Annotated in this window: 13 protein-coding genes; 8 read left to right on the top strand and 5 right to left on the bottom strand. The window is 66.2% G+C overall.

Annotation, left to right across the window (positions count from 1 at the left end; genetic code table 11):
- Positions 1-14: 14 nt before the first annotated feature.
- A complete protein-coding gene (locus H5398_RS07915; protein WP_182782965.1) occupies positions 15-710 on the bottom strand; it encodes a M48 family metallopeptidase in 696 nt (231 codons plus the stop codon).
- A 155-nt stretch (positions 711-865) separates the two neighbouring features.
- On the opposite strand from H5398_RS07915, the gene H5398_RS07910 reads away from it, so the two are divergent.
- Together H5398_RS07910 and H5398_RS07905 are read left to right on the top strand one after the other, a co-directional pair.
- Positions 866-2110 (top strand): inorganic phosphate transporter, encoded by a 1245-nt coding sequence (locus H5398_RS07910; RefSeq protein WP_182782966.1) that lies wholly within the window; start codon positions 866-868, stop codon positions 2108-2110.
- The gene (locus tag H5398_RS07905; RefSeq protein WP_182782967.1) at positions 2107-2403 is read left to right on the top strand and encodes a hypothetical protein; all 297 of its coding nucleotides are present in this window, start codon (positions 2107-2109) and stop codon (positions 2401-2403) included. The genes H5398_RS07910 and H5398_RS07905 overlap by 4 nt, the downstream gene beginning before the upstream one ends.
- An 11-nt stretch (positions 2404-2414) precedes the next feature.
- Here the strand turns inward: H5398_RS07905 and H5398_RS07900 are convergent, their stop codons facing one another.
- The 3 genes from H5398_RS07900 to H5398_RS07890 are packed head-to-tail and all read right to left on the bottom strand — an operon-like array spanning position 2415 to position 5361.
- Positions 2415-3419 carry a LacI family DNA-binding transcriptional regulator gene (locus H5398_RS07900; RefSeq protein ID WP_220489250.1) on the bottom strand — a complete coding sequence of 335 codons (1005 nt, stop codon included), beginning with the start codon at positions 3417-3419 and terminating at the stop codon, positions 2415-2417.
- An 11-nt stretch (positions 3420-3430) separates the two neighbouring features.
- On the bottom strand, positions 3431-4183 hold the full coding sequence (locus tag H5398_RS07895; protein WP_220489249.1) for an ATP-binding cassette domain-containing protein: 753 nt from the start codon (positions 4181-4183) through the stop codon (positions 3431-3433).
- A gap of 5 nt (positions 4184-4188) precedes the next feature.
- Positions 4189-5361, bottom strand: coding sequence for an ROK family transcriptional regulator (locus H5398_RS07890; RefSeq protein WP_182799645.1), 1173 nt, complete (start codon positions 5359-5361; stop codon positions 4189-4191).
- A gap of 258 nt (positions 5362-5619) precedes the next feature.
- On the opposite strand from H5398_RS07890, the gene mmsA reads away from it, so the two are divergent.
- The 3 genes from mmsA to H5398_RS07875 all read left to right on the top strand — a co-directional run bounded on the left by mmsA (position 5620) and on the right by H5398_RS07875 (position 9752).
- The gene (gene mmsA / locus H5398_RS07885; RefSeq protein ID WP_182782970.1) at positions 5620-7176 is read left to right on the top strand and encodes a multiple monosaccharide ABC transporter ATP-binding protein; all 1557 of its coding nucleotides are present in this window, start codon (positions 5620-5622) and stop codon (positions 7174-7176) included.
- A 22-nt stretch (positions 7177-7198) separates the two neighbouring features.
- Positions 7199-8497, top strand: a complete 1299-nt coding sequence (locus tag H5398_RS07880) for a sugar ABC transporter permease (protein WP_182782971.1) — start codon at positions 7199-7201, stop codon at positions 8495-8497.
- Between the two features lie 136 nt (positions 8498-8633).
- Positions 8634-9752 carry a sugar-binding protein gene (locus H5398_RS07875; RefSeq protein WP_182799644.1) on the top strand — a complete coding sequence of 373 codons (1119 nt, stop codon included), beginning with the start codon at positions 8634-8636 and terminating at the stop codon, positions 9750-9752.
- Positions 9753-9814: 62 nt separating this feature from the next.
- Here H5398_RS07875 and H5398_RS07870 read toward each other — a convergent pair whose 3' ends face one another.
- The gene (locus H5398_RS07870) at positions 9815-10228 is read right to left on the bottom strand and encodes a thioesterase family protein (protein WP_182799643.1); all 414 of its coding nucleotides are present in this window, start codon (positions 10226-10228) and stop codon (positions 9815-9817) included.
- Between the two features lie 103 nt (positions 10229-10331).
- Between H5398_RS07870 and H5398_RS07865 the strand changes: the two genes are divergently transcribed.
- The 3 genes from H5398_RS07865 (at position 10332) to H5398_RS07855 (ending at position 16885) form a co-directional block, all read left to right on the top strand.
- Positions 10332-11015, top strand: a complete 684-nt coding sequence (locus H5398_RS07865) for a ferredoxin--NADP reductase (RefSeq protein ID WP_182799642.1) — start codon at positions 10332-10334, stop codon at positions 11013-11015.
- Between the two features lie 195 nt (positions 11016-11210).
- Positions 11211-11603: a hypothetical protein gene (locus H5398_RS07860; protein ID WP_182799641.1), complete on the top strand. Its 393-nt coding sequence runs from the start codon at positions 11211-11213 to the stop codon at positions 11601-11603.
- Positions 11604-11632: 29 nt separating this feature from the next.
- Positions 11633-16885 (top strand): winged helix-turn-helix domain-containing protein, encoded by a 5253-nt coding sequence (locus tag H5398_RS07855; RefSeq protein WP_182799640.1) that lies wholly within the window; start codon positions 11633-11635, stop codon positions 16883-16885.
- The last annotated feature ends 38 nt before the right edge of the window (positions 16886-16923 follow it).

Here is a 16923-nt window from a genome sequence, read left to right as displayed (position 1 = left end):
CACTCCCTGTCCGGTCAAGCGCGGCCGTGGAGCGACCGCCGCCGGACTCTCCAGTCGGGGATGAGACGGTCCATCCAGGCGACGAACCCGGGCCCATGTCCGCGCTCGTGGAGGTGGACGAGTTCGTGTACCAGCACATACTCGAGCGCTGACGGCGGATGCTCCGCGAGGGCGACGTTGAGGGTGATCGCGGCGCTGCGCGTGTTGCAGGTGCCCCATCTGGTGGTCATCCTCCGCAGACGGATGAGCGAGGGGGACCTGCCCACCCTTGGTTCCCACTCGGCTCGGAGCCCTGGAAGCGCCGCCTCGAGCTCGCGCCGGTACAGCCCTTCGAGGCCGCGCCGTCGGGCCTCCTCGTCCGACCCTCCGAGCAGAACACTTCCCGCCTCAAGCGTGGCCCCGGCTGTGACCCCGGGCACGGTCCGCAGCTCATGCCACCTCCCCCAGACCCGGGCCCGTCCGCCATCGACAAGCGGCTCGGCCACCGGCGCGGCCATCCTGACCCGTGCCTGCGCGTCGACGATCCACGCGCTGTGCCGCCGCACGAAGTCCTCAACGGCCTCCTCCGACACCCCCACGGGCGCCGAGACGGCCACCCGGGCGTCCGGGGGAAGGACCCGCACCCGGATTGTCTTGATGGGCTTGTACGTCACCGTGGTTTCGATGCCGGCCACACGGAGCCGGGAAGAGGGTTGGGCGCGTCTGGGCATGGGCGTCATGCTACGACGGGCCACCGACGAAGAGATTCAGCCATGCGGCCCCGGGAATTCACCTGAGGTTCATCTGGAGGCGTCAAAAATGAACCTCAGGCTCGCTCACATGCCCCGATTGCGCGGGAGGAGCCGCGGCGTAGCAGACTGGGCACGTGCCACCCGAGTTAATCGTGTTAACGCTCGTCGTCGTGACCGCTCTGGTCTTCGACTTCACCAATGGTTTCCATGACACGGGAAACGCCATGGCCACCTCGATCGCAACCGGTGCCCTCAAGCCGAAAACGGCCGTCGCCCTGTCGGCCGTCCTGAACCTGGTGGGCGCATTCCTCTCGGTCGAGGTCGCACTGACGGTCACCAACGCTGTGGTCAACATCCAGGACAAGACCGGCGCACCCAGGCCGGAGCTCATCGCCGACGGGGGCCTAGCCCTCCTTCTGATCATCCTCTCAGGCCTCGTCGGCGCCATCGTGTGGAACCTCCTCACCTGGCTATTCAGCCTTCCCTCGAGTTCCTCACACGCCCTGTTCGGTGGCCTCGTCGGTGCCACCATGGCCGGACTAGGCGTCCAGGGGGTCAAGTGGACCGGGGACGGGACCAAGCTCGACGGGGTGATCGGCAAGGTGGTGTTGCCGGCCCTGATGTCGCCGGTGGTCGCGGTGATCGTGGCCACTGTCGGCACCTGGTTGGTGTTCAGGATCACGCGCGGCGTGGCTGCGAAGTACCGCGAGTCCGGCTTCCGCTGGGGCCAGATCGGCTCCGCGTCCCTGGTCTCTCTCGCCCACGGCACCAACGACGCCCAGAAGACGATGGGCGTCATCACCCTGGCACTCATCGCCACCGGGACCTGGACGGATCTGGAGGCAGTGCCCTTCTGGGTGAAGCTGAGCTGTGCGCTCGCCATCGCGCTGGGCACCTATCTGGGCGGCTGGCGGATCATCCGCACCCTGGGAAAGGGCCTGGTGGAGATCGAGTCACCCCAGGGCATGGCGGCGGAGTCCTCGTCGGCGGCGGTCATCCTCGTCTCCAGTCATCTCGGCTTCGCCCTGTCCACCACGCACGTCGCCACCGGATCCATACTCGGTACCGGCATCGGCAAGAAGGGCGCCACCGTCAACTGGCGGATCGCCGGCCGGATGGGGATCGCCTGGCTGATCACGCTGCCCTCGGCGGGGCTGGTGGGGGCGCTGATGTGGCTGATCGGTCACACCATCGGAGGCCTCGCCGGGGCCATCGTCGTCTTCCTTGTCCTGCTCGCTTCATCGGCCTGGATGTACCACCGGTCGCGCCGCTCGATGGTGGACCACAGCAACGTCAATGACGAGTGGGTGGAGCAGGTGACGGACCGGGTACTGCCCAGCCACACCAAGGATCCGGACCGGGAGGGAACGAACGCATGAACACCCTGTGGCTGGCGCTGGGCGGCGCCTGGAACGTGCTGTGGGTGGGTCTGCTCCTGGGGGCCGGCCTGCCTGCCATCTTCGCCCTCGGTATCCGTGCGCTCTCCTATGGGGTGGGCGGTGACGCGGACGCCACTGATCACGTCCCGCACCCGGCAGCCAGGGTGGTGGCCTATCTCTGCTTCGCCGTCGTGCTGGTGGCCGTCACCGCTGGAATCGGCGTCATCGTGGCGCACGGTCTCGGGATGAGGCTGGTCATGGACGGACTCCTCCCCTCGTTCGTGGCCAAGTGACCCAGTAGACGCTAGAGCGCCACCTCTCCGGAGCCACGCTGCACGAGTGTGGTGGGAACCACGATCTCCCGGGGCTCCGAGGTGTCCCCGTCGAGCCTCCCGAACACCAGCTCGGCGGCCGTGCGTCCGATCAGGCTGGGATCCTGAGCCACCACCGTCACAGGCACCGCCAGGTAGGCCGCCATGGGGATGTCGTCGAATCCCACCAGCCCCACCGCCGCAAGCTTCTGCGCGGCGCTCAGCGCCTCGACGGCGCCGATGGTGATGAGGTTCTGGGCGGTGAACAACGCCGTGGGCGGATCCGCCGACGCCAACAGGCCGGCCACCGCTCTGGCGGCGGCCACTTCGTCGCCCAGGCCGCCCACCACCAGGCCGGGTCCCACCCGCAACCCTCTGTCGCGGCATTCGTCGAGGTACCCTCGGCGCCGTTCACGGGCCGTGAAGATCTCTTCGCTGTCGCCCAGAAATGCGATGCGTGTATGGCCATGGTCGGCGAGGTGTGCCACCGCCACCCTCGCGCCGGCGTAGTTGTCCGACAGCACGGTGTCGGCCACCACACCCGAGGGCCTGCGGTCCACGAACACGACAGGGGTCCCTCGGTCCATCTCGCGGGCGAGGTAGGAGTGGTCCCGGCCGATGGTGGTGAGGATGAGACCGTCGACCCTGCGCCGCAGGAACGCCTCGACGGCCTCGCGCTCACGGGTGGAATCGTCGTCGAGGCTCGAGGCGAAGACAGCCACGTGGTGAGGGCGTGCCACGTCCTCGACGGCGCGATGCAGGGAGGCAGAGAAGGGGTTGGCGACGTTGCCCACCAGGAGCCCGAGTGTGTTGGTACGGCCGCGACGGCGCAGGTTTCCGGCGTGAAGGTCCGGCTGGTAGTGGAGTTCGGAGATGGCGGCCAACACCCGTGCCCGAGTCTCCTCGGCCACCTTCGGATCCCGGTTGATCACCCGCGAGACGGTGGTGACGGCCACGCCGGCAATGGCCGCGACGTCCTTCATGGTGGGGCGTGCCACCCTGCCATCCCTCACCGCGACACCCGCCGCCTCGTCGCGCCCGTGATCGCGGAGAGGACTTCCTCGTAGCTGGCGGTCCCGGCGTCGAACGAGCCGTTGTTGCGCCCATGCCGGAGGACCTCGATCCGGTCTGCGACGGCCCGCACGTCATAGAGGTTGTGGCTGATCAGGATGACCCCCAGCCCCATGTCGCGCAGCCGTTCGACGTAGCTGAGCACCTCCGCCGTCTGGGCCACCGACAGCGAGGCCGTCGGCTCGTCGAGCACCACCAACCGCGGCTGCCGCACCAGAGTGCGGGCGATGGCGACGCTCTGCCGCTGGCCGGCCGAGAGCTGCACGAGCGGAGTGCGCAGATCTGGGATGCGGGCGTTGAGCTGGGCGAGGTAGGACCGCGCGAGGTCGTCCATCCGGTCGACATCCAGCAGCCCACCGGAGCTGAGCTCTCGCCCCAGGAAGATGTTCGAGGTGACGTCCAGATTCTCGGCGAGCGCGAACTCCTGGAACACCGCCGCGACACCCATGGCGAATGCCGCCTGGGCCGAGGCGATGGTCACCTCGATGCCCCCGAGGAGGATCTGCCCCGCGTCGGGTTGGTGGACCCCGGAGATCATCCGTGCCAGGGTGGACTTTCCAGCGGCGTTGTCTCCGACGAGCGCAACCACTTCGCCGGCCCGCACCGTCAGGTCCACGTCCACCAGTGCCAGCACCCCGCCGAAGTGCTTGCTGACCGAGCGCAGCTCGAGGAGCGGGGGGCGGGCGTCCATGCCTGTCATCCTTCCACCGATCCGGCCGGCGCGGCGTTGATCAGATCGTGAATGGCCACCAGCGCACCCCGGGCGCACCCGTCGACGGGGAACGCAGGCTCCGCCAGGAGCTCCTCGACGGGCGGCAGCAACGGGCGGCTCCGCATCGCGTCGCGCAGCGGTCCGACGAAGGCCTCCCCCACCGTCGCCAACTCGCCGCCCCAGGTGATCCGTTCCGGCGCGACGACGGTGGCGAGGTCCGCGAGCGCCGTTCCGATGACGCTTCCGGCGTCCGCGACCACCTGGCGACAGCCCGGGTCACCGTCGCGCGCCGCCTTGACGATGGAGCGCAGATCCATGGGTCCATGGCTGAGCCGCACCAGCTCTGCCAGCGCCTCCCCGGACACGACGGTGTTGAGGCAGCCCCGCGCTCCGCAGCGGCAGATCTGGCCGGCCGCATCCACCCGTACATGCCCGAGTGCGCCGGCGCCAGCTCTGAATCCACCATGCACCACTCCGCGCAGGACCAAGCTTGACTCGGTGGTGTGCGAGGCGTGCACATAGAGAGCGCCCTCGACGCCGCGCAGGGCGCCGAGCCGCGATTCCGCCAACGCCCCGGCGTCGGCCTCCTTGACCACCAGCACCCTGCGCTGGATCCTGGCGGACAGCTCGTCGACGTCGAGCTCCTCCCAGCCGGGCAGCTGGAACGCGCCGGTGCGGCCACCGCGACCCACGCTGGAGGGCAGCGCCAGGCCCACTCCCCCGATCTGCTCCATGTCCGCCCCCACCTGGTCCGCGAGGTCGGCCACCAGCAGCGCCGCCCTGTCCAGGGTGGTGTCTGACCGGTGATCTGCCGGCAGGGGCATCCTCGTCGAGGCGACCACCTCCAGTGTGGCGTCCGCGAGGACGAGATCCAGGGACCTCCGGCCGATGTGCATGCCCACGGCCAGGGCGGACGAGGGCCTGAGCGAGACCAGCTGGGCCCGGCGACCGGAGCGTGTGGTGGCGCTGGTCTCCACCACGCCCTGCTCGAGCAGCTGCTTGACGATGTTGGACACGGTGGCAGCGGACAACCCGGTGGCGCTGGCCAGTTCCACCTGCGTGATGCGCCCGTACGCCTTCACTGCTTCAACGATGCGCGCGCTGTTGGCCTCGCGCAGCGAAGGCTGTGAGCCCGGCGCGCCGACAACCCTGTTCACGCTTGAAGGCTACCGCAGTACCCCGAATGGTGTCGCCCTTACGTTTTGTTCCCAAACCCAAGCTGCCCAGCGCCACGGAGACGCCCGGTTCCACGAAAGGGCCTAGTCACACCCGGTGGTATCGATTGCAAGATAACATTTTGATAACGCTTGACTTTAAGAGTTGACGCCAAGGGTCCTGCGGTCGTACGTTCTATCCATCGGGGCACGGTGGCAGCGAATGGTCACAGGCCGGAGTCGAAGGAGACACGGATACGCATGGTTGACGGTCACGTGATACTTGCGATGCGCAGCATCACCAAGGAGTTCCCAGGGGTCAAGGCCCTCGACGGCGTCACCATGAATGTGCGCCGCGGCGACATTCACGCCATCTGCGGGGAGAACGGGGCGGGCAAGTCCACCCTCATGAAGGTGCTCTCGGGCGTCTACCCCCACGGCACCTACGACGGCGACATCGAGTTTGAGGGCGAGGTGGTGCGTTTCGGCGGCATCAAGGCCTCCGAGGAGCGCGGCATCGTCATCATCCACCAGGAACTGGCTCTCATCCCAGAGCTGTCGGTGACGGAGAACCTCTTCCTCGGCTCCGAAGTGGTCTCCGGGATGCTGATCGACTGGCAGGCCGCCCGGCTCAAGGCGCTTGACCTGCTGGCCCGCGTCGGCCTGGAAATCGACCCCGACACCCCGATCAAGACACTCGGCGTGGGCCAGCAGCAGCTGATCGAGATCGCCAAGGCCCTGGCCAAGAACGTCAAGCTGCTCATCCTCGACGAGCCCACCTCCGCCCTCAACGAGGACGACTCCCGCAACCTGCTGGACCTGATGCGTGGCCTGAAGGCCAAGGGCATCACCCAGATCATGATCTCCCACAAGCTCAACGAGATCGCCGCGGTCTCCGACGCGGTGACCGTCATCCGCGACGGCCGCACGGTTGAAACCTACGACGTCGTGGCCGGGGAGGTCGACGAGGACCGCATCATCCGCGCCATGGTGGGCCGATCCATCGAAAACCGCTATCCCGCGCGCACCCCGCACGTCGGGGATGTGCTGTTCGAGGTCTCCGGCTGGAACGTCGAACACCCGTCCATCCCCGGGCGCCTGGTCAGCAAGGATGCGGCGTTCACCGTCCGCGCCGGCGAGGTGGTGGGATTCGCGGGGCTGATGGGCGCTGGACGCACCGAGCTCGCCCGCTCCATCTTCGGGCGCTCCTACGGCCGGTGGCTCTCCGGCGAGATGCACCTGGCCGGGCAGCGGATCGAGACCCACACCGTCGCGCGGGCCATCGAGCAGGGCATCGCCTACGTGACCGAGGACCGCAAGACGTTGGGCTTGAACCTCATCGACGACATCAAGTCCACGATCGTGTCGGCCAACCTCAAGGACATCGTGACGCGGTTCCTGCTCAACCCGCGCAAGGAGTCCGCCGTCGCCGAGAAGTACCGGAAGGACCTGCGCATCAAGGCGCCCAGCGTGGACGTCGGCGTGGCCACCCTTTCCGGCGGCAACCAGCAGAAGGTCGTGCTCGCCAAGTGGATGTACCCCGATCCGAAGCTGCTGATCCTCGACGAGCCCACGCGCGGCATCGACGTCGGCGCCAAGTACGAGATCTACAAGCTCATCCATGCACTCGCCGATTCGGGCAAGGGCGTTGTGGTGATCTCCTCTGAGCTGCCGGAACTGCTCGGCATCTGTGACCGCATCTACACCATCTGCGAGGGCCGGATCACCGGCGACCTGGCGGCATCGGACGCCGACCAGGAAACGCTGATGCGACGAATGACCACCACCAGCACCTCGGCCGCGGCGTTGCCGGCCTGACCTGAACGGGGAACACACAATCATGAAGGCTCTCAAGCAAGTCCTCGGAGGAAACCTCCAGCAGTACACGATGGCACTGGCGCTGGTGCTCCTGGCCGTCGTCTTCGACGTGGTCTCCGGTGGCCGGATGCTCACCTCGTCCAACTTCCAGAACCTCATCTCAGGCAACGCCTACGTGCTGATCCTGGCCATCGGCATGGTGATGGTCATCGTCATCGGCCAGATCGACCTCTCGGTGGGCTCAGTGGCCGGATTCGTCGGCATGACGACCGCCCTGACCACAGCCACGTACGGCTTCCCCTGGTGGGCCGGTATCCTCGCCGGGCTGCTGGCCGGAATCCTGATCGGTGCCTGGCACGGCTTCTGGCTGGCGAAGGTGGGCATCCCGGGCTTCATCACCACCCTGGCGGGCATGATGATCTTCCGCGGCCTGGTGATCTGGATGTCGCAGTCCATCTCGGTTCCCGTGCCCGAGGAGTACCGGTTCTTCGGCGCCGGTTACCTGCCCGAGTGGGGTCCGTCCTTCACAGGGCTCAACAACTCGACGCTGCTGCTCGGCATCCTCGCGGCAGCGTGGTTCATCTGGAGCGAGTTCAAGCGCAGGGCCCACGCCCTCGAGCGCGGGGTTGAGGCTCCCATGTGGGCCACCGTCGTGCGGATCGCCCTGATCGTCACCGTCATCGGCTACGTCACCTGGCTGTTCGGCAGCGGCCGCCCCGGCACCTCGTTCCCGATCCCCGGCGTGATCCTGGTGATCCTGGTGATCATCTACCACGTGCTCACCCAGCGCACCCGCTTCGGCCGCCACATCTACGCCGTCGGCGGCAACAAGGCCGCAGCCGCGCTCTCGGGCGTCAACACCGCCAAGACCTACTTCCTCGTCATGCTCAACATGAGCTTCCTCGCGGCCATCGCCGGCATCCTGTTCGTGGGCCGCGCCACCGCCGCCGGCCCCTCCGACGGCACCATGTGGGAGCTCGACGCCATCGCAGCCGTCTTCATCGGTGGGGCCGCGGTCTCCGGCGGCATCGGCACCGTCGTCGGTTCGATGATCGGTGGCCTGGTGATGGCGGTCCTCAACAGCGGCCTCATGCTGATGGGCGTGGGCGCAGACCAGACGCAGGTGATCAAGGGCCTCGTGCTCCTGGCCGCCGTCGCCTTCGATGTCTACAACAAGCAGCAGGGACGCCCGTCCCTGATCGGCACCCTGATGCGGAACTTCCGCAGCGAGCCGGCGTCCACCTCCGAGCCGGCCGTGCCGGTGGAGACCGGCACCGCCGTGGATGCCGCCGACACCATGCCGACGACCCAGACCAAGTAATCCACCCCCAGACCCCGCGAGCGGCGCTCCAGCGGCGCCTCTCCTCCCCAGTGCGCCCAATCGCGTACGTGACCGGGCATCGATGCCCACCCCCGAACCGGATCGGCCGGTCGGGATCTTCCGAAAGGAAACACCCATGAAGTTGAAGGCAGCAGGCATCCTCACCAGCCTCCTCGTCACCTCCCTGGCGTTGACCGCCTGCGGCGGCGGACGCGAGGGCACCACCGACCCCACCACCTCCGGACAGGCCTCCACCTCGGCCAGCGCCGGCGGCGAGGGCTTCGCCGCCGATGCCACCATCGGCATCGCGCTGCCGTGGCTCGGTACCCAGAACTGGAAGGAGGCCGAGGTCATGTTCGCCGAGCAGCTTGAGGCCGCCGGGTTCACCGCCCTGATCCAGGCCGCTGACAACAAGGTGCCCCAGCAGCAGCAGCAGATCGAGGCCATGATCGAGCAGGGCGCCGAGGTCATCGTCGTCGGCCCCGTCGACGGTACCCAGCTCGGCTCCGTGCTCGAGAAGGCGGCCGACGCCGGCATCGAGGTGATCGGCTACGACCGCCTCATCGAGAACACAACCGCCATCGACGGCGTCGTCCAGTTCGGTTCCATCCGGACCGGCGAGCTGCAGGGCGAGTCCCTCCTCGAGGGTCTCGAGGCGACGGGCCCCGGCCCCTACAACATCGAGCTGTTCGGCGGCGGCCCGGCTGACCCCAACGCCCCGAACTTCTTCACCGGCGCCATGAGCGTCCTGCAGCCGAAGATCGATGACGGCACCCTCGTGGTCGTCTCCGGCCAGCAGGAGTTCACCCAGGTGGCCACCCCCGACTGGGACAACGCCAAGGCGCAGGCCCGCATGGACTCGCTGCTCTCGGGCAACTACTCCGACAAGACGGTCGACGGCGTGCTCTCCCCCAACGACGGCATCGCCCGCGCCATCCTCACCTCGGTGAAGCAGGCCGGCATGGACCTGCCGATCGTCACCGGCCTTGACGCCGAGAACGAGTCGATCATCTCGATCGCCGCCGGTGAGCAGTACTCCACTGTCGCCAAGCCCACGGATGCGCTCGTCGCCAAGACCGTCGAGCTGATCCAGCTGCTCCAGGCGGGCGAGGGCCTCCCCGCCACCGAGGACACCGCCAACAACGGCAAGGTGGACGTCAACATCTACCAGCTCGACCCCGTCGTGGTGACCAAGGCCAACGCCGCCGAGGTCTTCGCCAACGATCCCGATCGTCTGGCTCTCCTCGAGGGCTGATCCTGATCTGACGAATGAAGGGGGTGGGTCCGAAAGGACCCACCCCCTTCGGCGTTGCCGGGTCAGGGACGCGGGTGCGGGAGCCGCGACACGAACCGCTCGCGGTTCACCACCACACGGCCGTGGGTCCCCGCGCTGATCACGGCGTGCTCATCGTGAGCCCGCACGTCGAAGGCGACCTGGCGGCCATCCACCCGGGTCACGGTGACGTCGATCACCACCGTCGAACCGGGCACGGTGGGGGCCTGGTGGGACAGGTCGACATGCGTGCCGAGCGTGATCTCGCCGTCATCGAGATGGCTGTGGAGGGCCTCCATGCAGGCCCATTCGATGATGCCAACCATGTAGCCGGTGGCCAGCACCTCCGGCATGGCGGCGAAGTCCGCGGACTCGGGCAGCAGGTGCGGAACCGTCCGGTTCTCGGGGACCAGATAGCGCATCGTGTGTGACACGCCTGGGCGCAGGGACGCTTTCACGTGGCTCTCCTCAGCTCGCGGCAGGTAGCCACATGCTAACCGGCGCGCGCCGGGCGGGCGCGGGGTAGCGTCGGGCGGGACGAACTCTTCGAAGGAGAAGCTCATGTCCCTGACGCTCATCGAGAAGGCCCACGAGACCGCAGACATCTGGACCTTCCGCTTCCGGAGTGACGAGCCCTTGGTCTGGGAGGCCGGGCAGTACGTCCAGGTGGAGATCCCCCACGACGACCCGGACGATGAGGGCATTGAGCGTTGGTTCACCAACGCGGCCGCGCCCTACGAGGGCGTCATGCAGATCACCACGCGCGTCACGGGCACCACCTTCAAGCAGGCGTTGTCGCGGTTGGAGCCCGGAGACCGGATCGCACTCAAGCAGGATCCGGAGGGCGACTTCACCTGGGAGGAGACCGACGTGCCTGTGGTCTTCGTGGCCGGAGGCATCGGCGTGACGCCCTTCCACAGCATCCTCAAGCAACGCATCCATGAGGGGGAAGCCCTCGAGGTCACGCTCATCTACGGGAGCGGATCCGACGACGTGGCGTTCGGGGACGAGCTGAGCGGCTGGGAGGAGGCGGACCACTCGTTGACGCTGCACCGGGTGGTGGGCGAGCCGCTCACCGTCGAGGTGTTGACCCGTCTGGTCCCCGACCTGATGGGGTGCCTGGTGTATGTATCCGGACCTGAGCCGATGGTGGAGACGCTCGGCGAGGCGCTCCGCAAGGCCGGGCTTCCAGACCCCCAGCTGAAGGAGGACTTCTTCCCTGGCTACACCGCCGACGACATCTGAGGGCAGAGACGAAGAGAACCCCGCCTGAGGCGGGGTTCTCTGTTCTCGGTGGACCTGAGTAGAGAGTTCTCAAACTTCTCCCCGCAAGCGAAAACCCTGGCCAGGCGGCTGTCTCGTGGGGTCTACCGACACTGCCGCCGCCCGGCCGAACCCCGGATTCGGGACTCGCGGGGGCCTGTGGTCCGCTCGATTGGGATGGCTCAAACTTTTCTCGACGCCTCCCAGGTCGATGAGTTGGTGACGATGTACCTCCACGGGAAGACCATGCGGGAGGTCGCCGAGCACTTCCGTGTGCACCGCACCACGGTGGCGATTCACCTCCGTCGCCGGTCGATCCCGGTGCGTCGGGGCAAGCTGAGCGCGGCGCAGATCGCCGAGATCGGTGCGCTCTATGACCAGGGGTTCACGCTGGCCGAGATCGGGGCGCTCTTCGACGTGGGTCAGGACACCGCGCGCCGGGCGGTTCTCGACGCCGGCGGGACGATCCGCCGTCCAGGGCGCCGGACCGAGATGGTTATGGCTTCGAGACGCCAAGAACCGGGCAGCAAGCGCGGCGAGGGCGACCCGCAGGGAGGCAATGTCCAGTAATTCTGGACATAGACTGCTACGATGAGACCATGGCAACTGCGGCCGAGACCCTTCGAGCGACACTCAGCGAGACTGAGTACGGCGCTCTGAACGTGCTCGCCGAGAGCACCACCCCGCTCTCCGGTCGCAAGGTCGCGACCGCCCTCGGCGTGTCTCCCACCACAGCGAACGATGCCCTGGCCACCTTGTCGGAAGCCGGATTTGCCACCTCAGAGAGGTCGGGAAGAGCAACCCTGTGGCAGTTGACGGTCTCGAACCCTTCGATCAGCGCATGGTTGGAAGAGATCACGCCAGCCTCAACAGAACCTTCGACCGGCTCCAGCTCGTACTCGACGGGCGGCGGCGGTGTCCGCCTGGAGCATTCCTATGCAGCCTGTCTGGTTGCTGGGTTCCTCGCAGGCGAAGCCTTGTCGGAGCTTGGCGACGCCTTGTCGGTGGACTCGATTCGTCTTCAGGCGAGCGACGTGAGCGAAGCCGATGACATCCTGATCGAGGGTCGCGACTCTCACGGAGAGATACATCGTTCATCGATTGCTGTCCGCAGGAGCCCTGCTCTCATTCCGAGCGACGCCACGTCGGTTCCCCTGATTCGAGACTTCCTGGTGGTCGTCACCGACCACTGGCCCCAGGTCTCGTCGGGGCGTTGGCGACTCGTCCTCGCAGTCTCTACAAACGCCAACGCGATAGCCCAGCTTGCCGAACTCGCTGAGCTTGCTCGCACGCTTCCGAGCGGAGACGAACTGGCGAATCGCGTGGCGCAGCCAGGAAGAATCAACAAAAGGGTGCGTGACAGGTACGGCCACATCAAGGAGCTTGTGAAGCAGGCATCGGATGGGCTTACTTCAGCCAGTGGGCTGAGCACGGACGAGCTGACTTGGCGGCTCCTCTCCAGTCTCAGCACTCGAAGCTTGCGTCTGGAGAGGACCGACCGGGCAGATCGAACTGCCGCGGTCAACACCCTGCAACGCCTGCTCCAAGACGGCACGCCCGCAGCGGCAGATGCGCTCTTCTCGCGTATCGAGGAGCTTGTGGGTGCATGGGCGCCGCAGGGCGCAGTGCTGACTCAGTCTGTTGTCCGACGGGCTCTGAGTAACTACCCGCTGTCGAGGTCCGCCAGGTTCAGCACTGCGTGGGAGGTGCTCGATCGACTCGGGGTACGACTACGTGATTCGATTCGCCCGGCCTTGCGATCGGGCTCTCAATCGCTGGAGTTGGAGCGCGCCGAGGAAAGATCCAAGCTCGTTGCGGCTATGCGGTCGGTGGGTACATCCGGTGGTGCTCTTGTGATCACCGGCGATCCTGATGTCGGGAAGTCCGCCCTGTCTCTGCGCGTCGTCGAGGCGCTACAAGGGGACGGGGCGGCCGTCGCCAGCCTCAGTTTGCGCGATCTCCCTCACGACGTGACGGTGCTTGAGAACCAGTTGGGCGGGCTCGCTATCGATGATGTCATTGCAGCTGGAGAAGTGCGACCTGTCCGACTCCTGCTAGTCGATGGCGCGGAGTCGGTTCTCGAAGGCAAGGGTCAGGTATTCCGAACGGTCACTGCTGCTGCACTCAGGGCTGGCTTCGGCGTCGTTGCCGTGACACGGACCGACGGCTCACGCCAAGTCCGAGACGAGCTGGCGCGCTCTTGTGAAATCACTGGACCTGGCGTCGCTCCAACCGAGCACGTCGTGGAGCCATTGACCCTTAGCGAGCGCGAAGCCCTCCCGGCCACGTTCACAACTCTCGCTCGCCTGGGCGGTGACCAGCGGGCAAGTTGGCTGCTTGGTCGACCCGGCCTGGTTGATGCACTGTTGCGCACCGGCGAAGCCGTCGATCCAGCCAACTTCCTGTGCGAAGCAGACGTGTTCACTGCGGTGTGGCGGAGCCTGATTCGTGGCGACGAGATCCGTGCTCCCGGCGCTGCCTCCCCGGATGACCGTGAACAGGCTGTCCTGAGTGTGGCCAAGCGGACCCTTGGCATCGCCATCGACGCACCTCACGGAACGGCGGTCGCTGAACTGCGGAACGACGGCGTCCTTCGACTACCGAACAACCCTGCCTTGACTCCCGGCGATGAGTTCGCAACGGACCTGTTCCGCGACCTCGCGATCTGTCGCCTCTTCATCACGCATGGGTGGGAGCCTCTCACTTCGGCCGGGGCTCCGCGCTGGTCGATCCGAGCAGCGCGGCTCGGCTGTCAAACCGCGCTTCTCGACGAGGACCGCTCGAGTTCCTGGGTGAACCTTTCGACGCAATTCCGCGAGATCGCCAGTACATACGGCGATAGGTGGCTAGAGGTTCCCTACGAGGCCCTCCTGACGCTCGGAGACGCCGAGTCAACGATCCGCGAACTGTGGGGGATACTGATCGCGGACAACGGTGCGCCCCTCGCGACCATGCTTCGTCTTGCCGATGCGCGATACGTCAACGGCACAATCGGGGACGCCTTCGCGCTGGCGCCACTCGTGAAGGTCATCTTCTGTGAGCAACCCGGCATAGAGAATGGTCCACGGTTCGGCCGTCGAACCCTTCATGAAGTCATCCAAGAAATCGTTCTGGCGTGGCTGCGCGGAATGGCGACGGCCCGCCTACAACCAGATCGTCTCCGCCAAGAAGTCCGTGACGTCATCCTCAACGCTGACCCGCCGCTCTACGACGACTTCGCGGTCGAGGCGCTTGCCACCTTGGGGCCAGATATTGACGATCGAGCGGAGGCGTGGCTACGTGAGGTCGCCGCGAAGCGACCAGGGAATCTCAATTCCGCCGTCGAGTCGTTCGTGGTTGCCGTAAGCATGTCGCAGGCTCGCCAGAGGCTGCTGCTTGATCTCGCGGAGGCGTACTACATCGAACTGCCCGACCCCGACGATCGCTGGGGCCGCGGCCACCATGCTCTCGATGATGGAATTCGAGACTTCCAACATGGGCTCGGCCCCGGGTATGGAATTCCACAGGCTGCCTGGTACTACGGCCCGTTCTTCCGCCTGCTCAACACGATCCCGGCCGAAGCAATCGGCTTCATCAACCGGATGCTTGACCACGCGGCGGGATTCCGTGTCAGGAAGCTATCAACGTACAGAGACCACGACGGCGAGCCCCAAGACCTTGAAGGCGTCCACCTCGATCTGCCCGGGATCGGTCCACGCCTCTACGTCGGCGATGGCCACGTTTGGGCGTGGTATCGCGGAACGAGCGTCGGCCCGTACGCCTGCATGAGCGCGCTCCTCGCACTTGAGCGCTTCATCGACCACCTCTTCGAGAACCTGCACATCCCAGCGCTGGCAATCGTCGACCTCCTTCTTCGCGACTGCCACAACCTGGCAGTACCCGGACTCCTGGTCGGCTTCTTAACCCGACACCCCGATGCCACGGGCGATCTCCTCGACCCCTTCCTCGCCACGCCAGCCATCTGGCATCTAGAAACTGCCCGCGCCACCAGTGACTATGGATTCCGCGCGCGGGACGCCGGTGCCGACAAGTTGACCGGGGCCGACCGGCGGAGGCAGACGTTCCACGAAACGGTGGGCGCAATGGTCGTCAATGCTCGACTGGCCGGTGACGAGGAGCGTCTCGCGAAACTCGATGCCGTCGGCGCCGAACTCGTCGAGGCTGCACACGCCGAGCTGCCGAACTCAGAACCTGACAGGGACTATCTGGCGATGATCGAGAGCTGGGCAGCGGAGTTTCGGATCGAGAACTACCGGGCCACCCGCAGTGACGACCAAGTAGTCATCCAGTTTGAGCGACCCGAGCATATCGAGCAGGTACTCGCGCCTCGCAATGCTGAACTCCAGACAACGAACACGCTGTACGGCCTCCAGAACCGCTACGGACACCACAACGATGACCCGGAGAAGTGGCCGGTACAGAACCTCGATGAAGACCTTGCGACCGCTCGCCGCATCCAGGAGGGCAACAGCGCCCTAGGAGGCATGTTCGGGCCAGAGACCGCCATCGTGGCAGTCGCTGCCGCGGCGGTGCGAGCACACGCCATGGAACTCGCCACCGTCGATGAGTCCCACCTGACCTGGGCCGTCGAAACTCTCCTGCTCGTAGCAGAGAATCCCCAGCTCGACGAGATGAGTTACCACGGCTCCATGTTCCCGATGGGTGCCGACCGGGCCGCGGCGGCGTCCGTACCGCTGCTCCTTCTCCGGCCATTCGACAACCCGAACCTCGACCGGGCACGGGTCGAGGACTGCCTCCGCTCTCTCGCGACGAGTCTCTTTGACGAGGTGCGCGCGAACTACGCCAAGGGCTGCGAGCCGGTGTGGGTAGCAGCATGCGACTTCGACGAGGGCACCGGCCATTGTCTTCGACACCGACCTGCGTGGATCGCTGCCGTATCCGGCCTCACCGACTGCCGGCTGGGCCCCTGGAGTCAAGAGACACAGCAGCGAGAGCACGATCCACTGCCCTGGCCGTTTCATGGGTCGCTTCCTGCTGCCGCCGACGACGAGCTACTGGTCAATCGACTACATATGCCGTTGGCGTGCATGGTTGATGCCCGACGAGTCGCGTGTCTTCAGAGCGCCGTCAGCGACCTCTGGGCACCGCTGTGGAACGCCCATCGGAGAGGCCTCGCCCATTGGTGGAAGGAAGGGTACGACCACCATGCACATCTCACCCACGAGCCGATCGCCCGGCGGATGGTCGAGATCACCCTGGATGGCGACCGCGATCCCGTCAAGGCGCACATCGAGGCGTTTTCTACGAACTCAAACGCCCTGCACCTCCTCTTCGATGGATTCGCGACCGTCTTCACCTATGACGAAGAGCTTCGACGCTCCCTGGTCGATTTCTGGCCATGGGCGCTGGAAGTCGCCCTCGACGCCATCGGTGACGGCACGGAACTGCGCTCAGAACGCCACTGGTTCGACTACCTAGCGGCGGCTCTGCTTCCCACTCCCAGCCCAAGGTCGTGGGATTCCGATATCGACGGAACGCTCGCCCGCTGCCGTGAGAGTTGGATCCAACCCGAGGCCATCAGCGAACTGGCGGAGCGCTGGCTCAACCTAGCGGGACGGGAACCGAAGGCGGTTGACGCGGTCATCAAGTTCGCGAAGAGCACCCCTATCCAATGGCAGACAACAGTCGCCCTAACCTGGATCGAAACGATCATCGGCGATCGATTCGATCTGATCGCGAACCATCTGTGGCTTCTTGAGGAATGGATGATTGATCTTCGAAGCTCCGGCACCATCACCGGAGAAGCCCAGAGTCAGTACCACCGAATCGTTGACGGGCTCGCTTCCGCAGGCGATCGAGCGGCTGTCAGATTGCAGCAGTTGGATGAGTAGCGCTGCGACAGCGCAGGGCGCTGTAGGTGTAAATCGCG

It is taken from the genome of Tessaracoccus sp. MC1679 (assembly GCF_014164775.1).
In the GTDB taxonomy this organism is placed as follows: Bacteria; Actinomycetota; Actinomycetes; order Propionibacteriales; family Propionibacteriaceae; genus Arachnia.
This window is presented reverse-complemented; position numbering and strand designations above follow the sequence as displayed.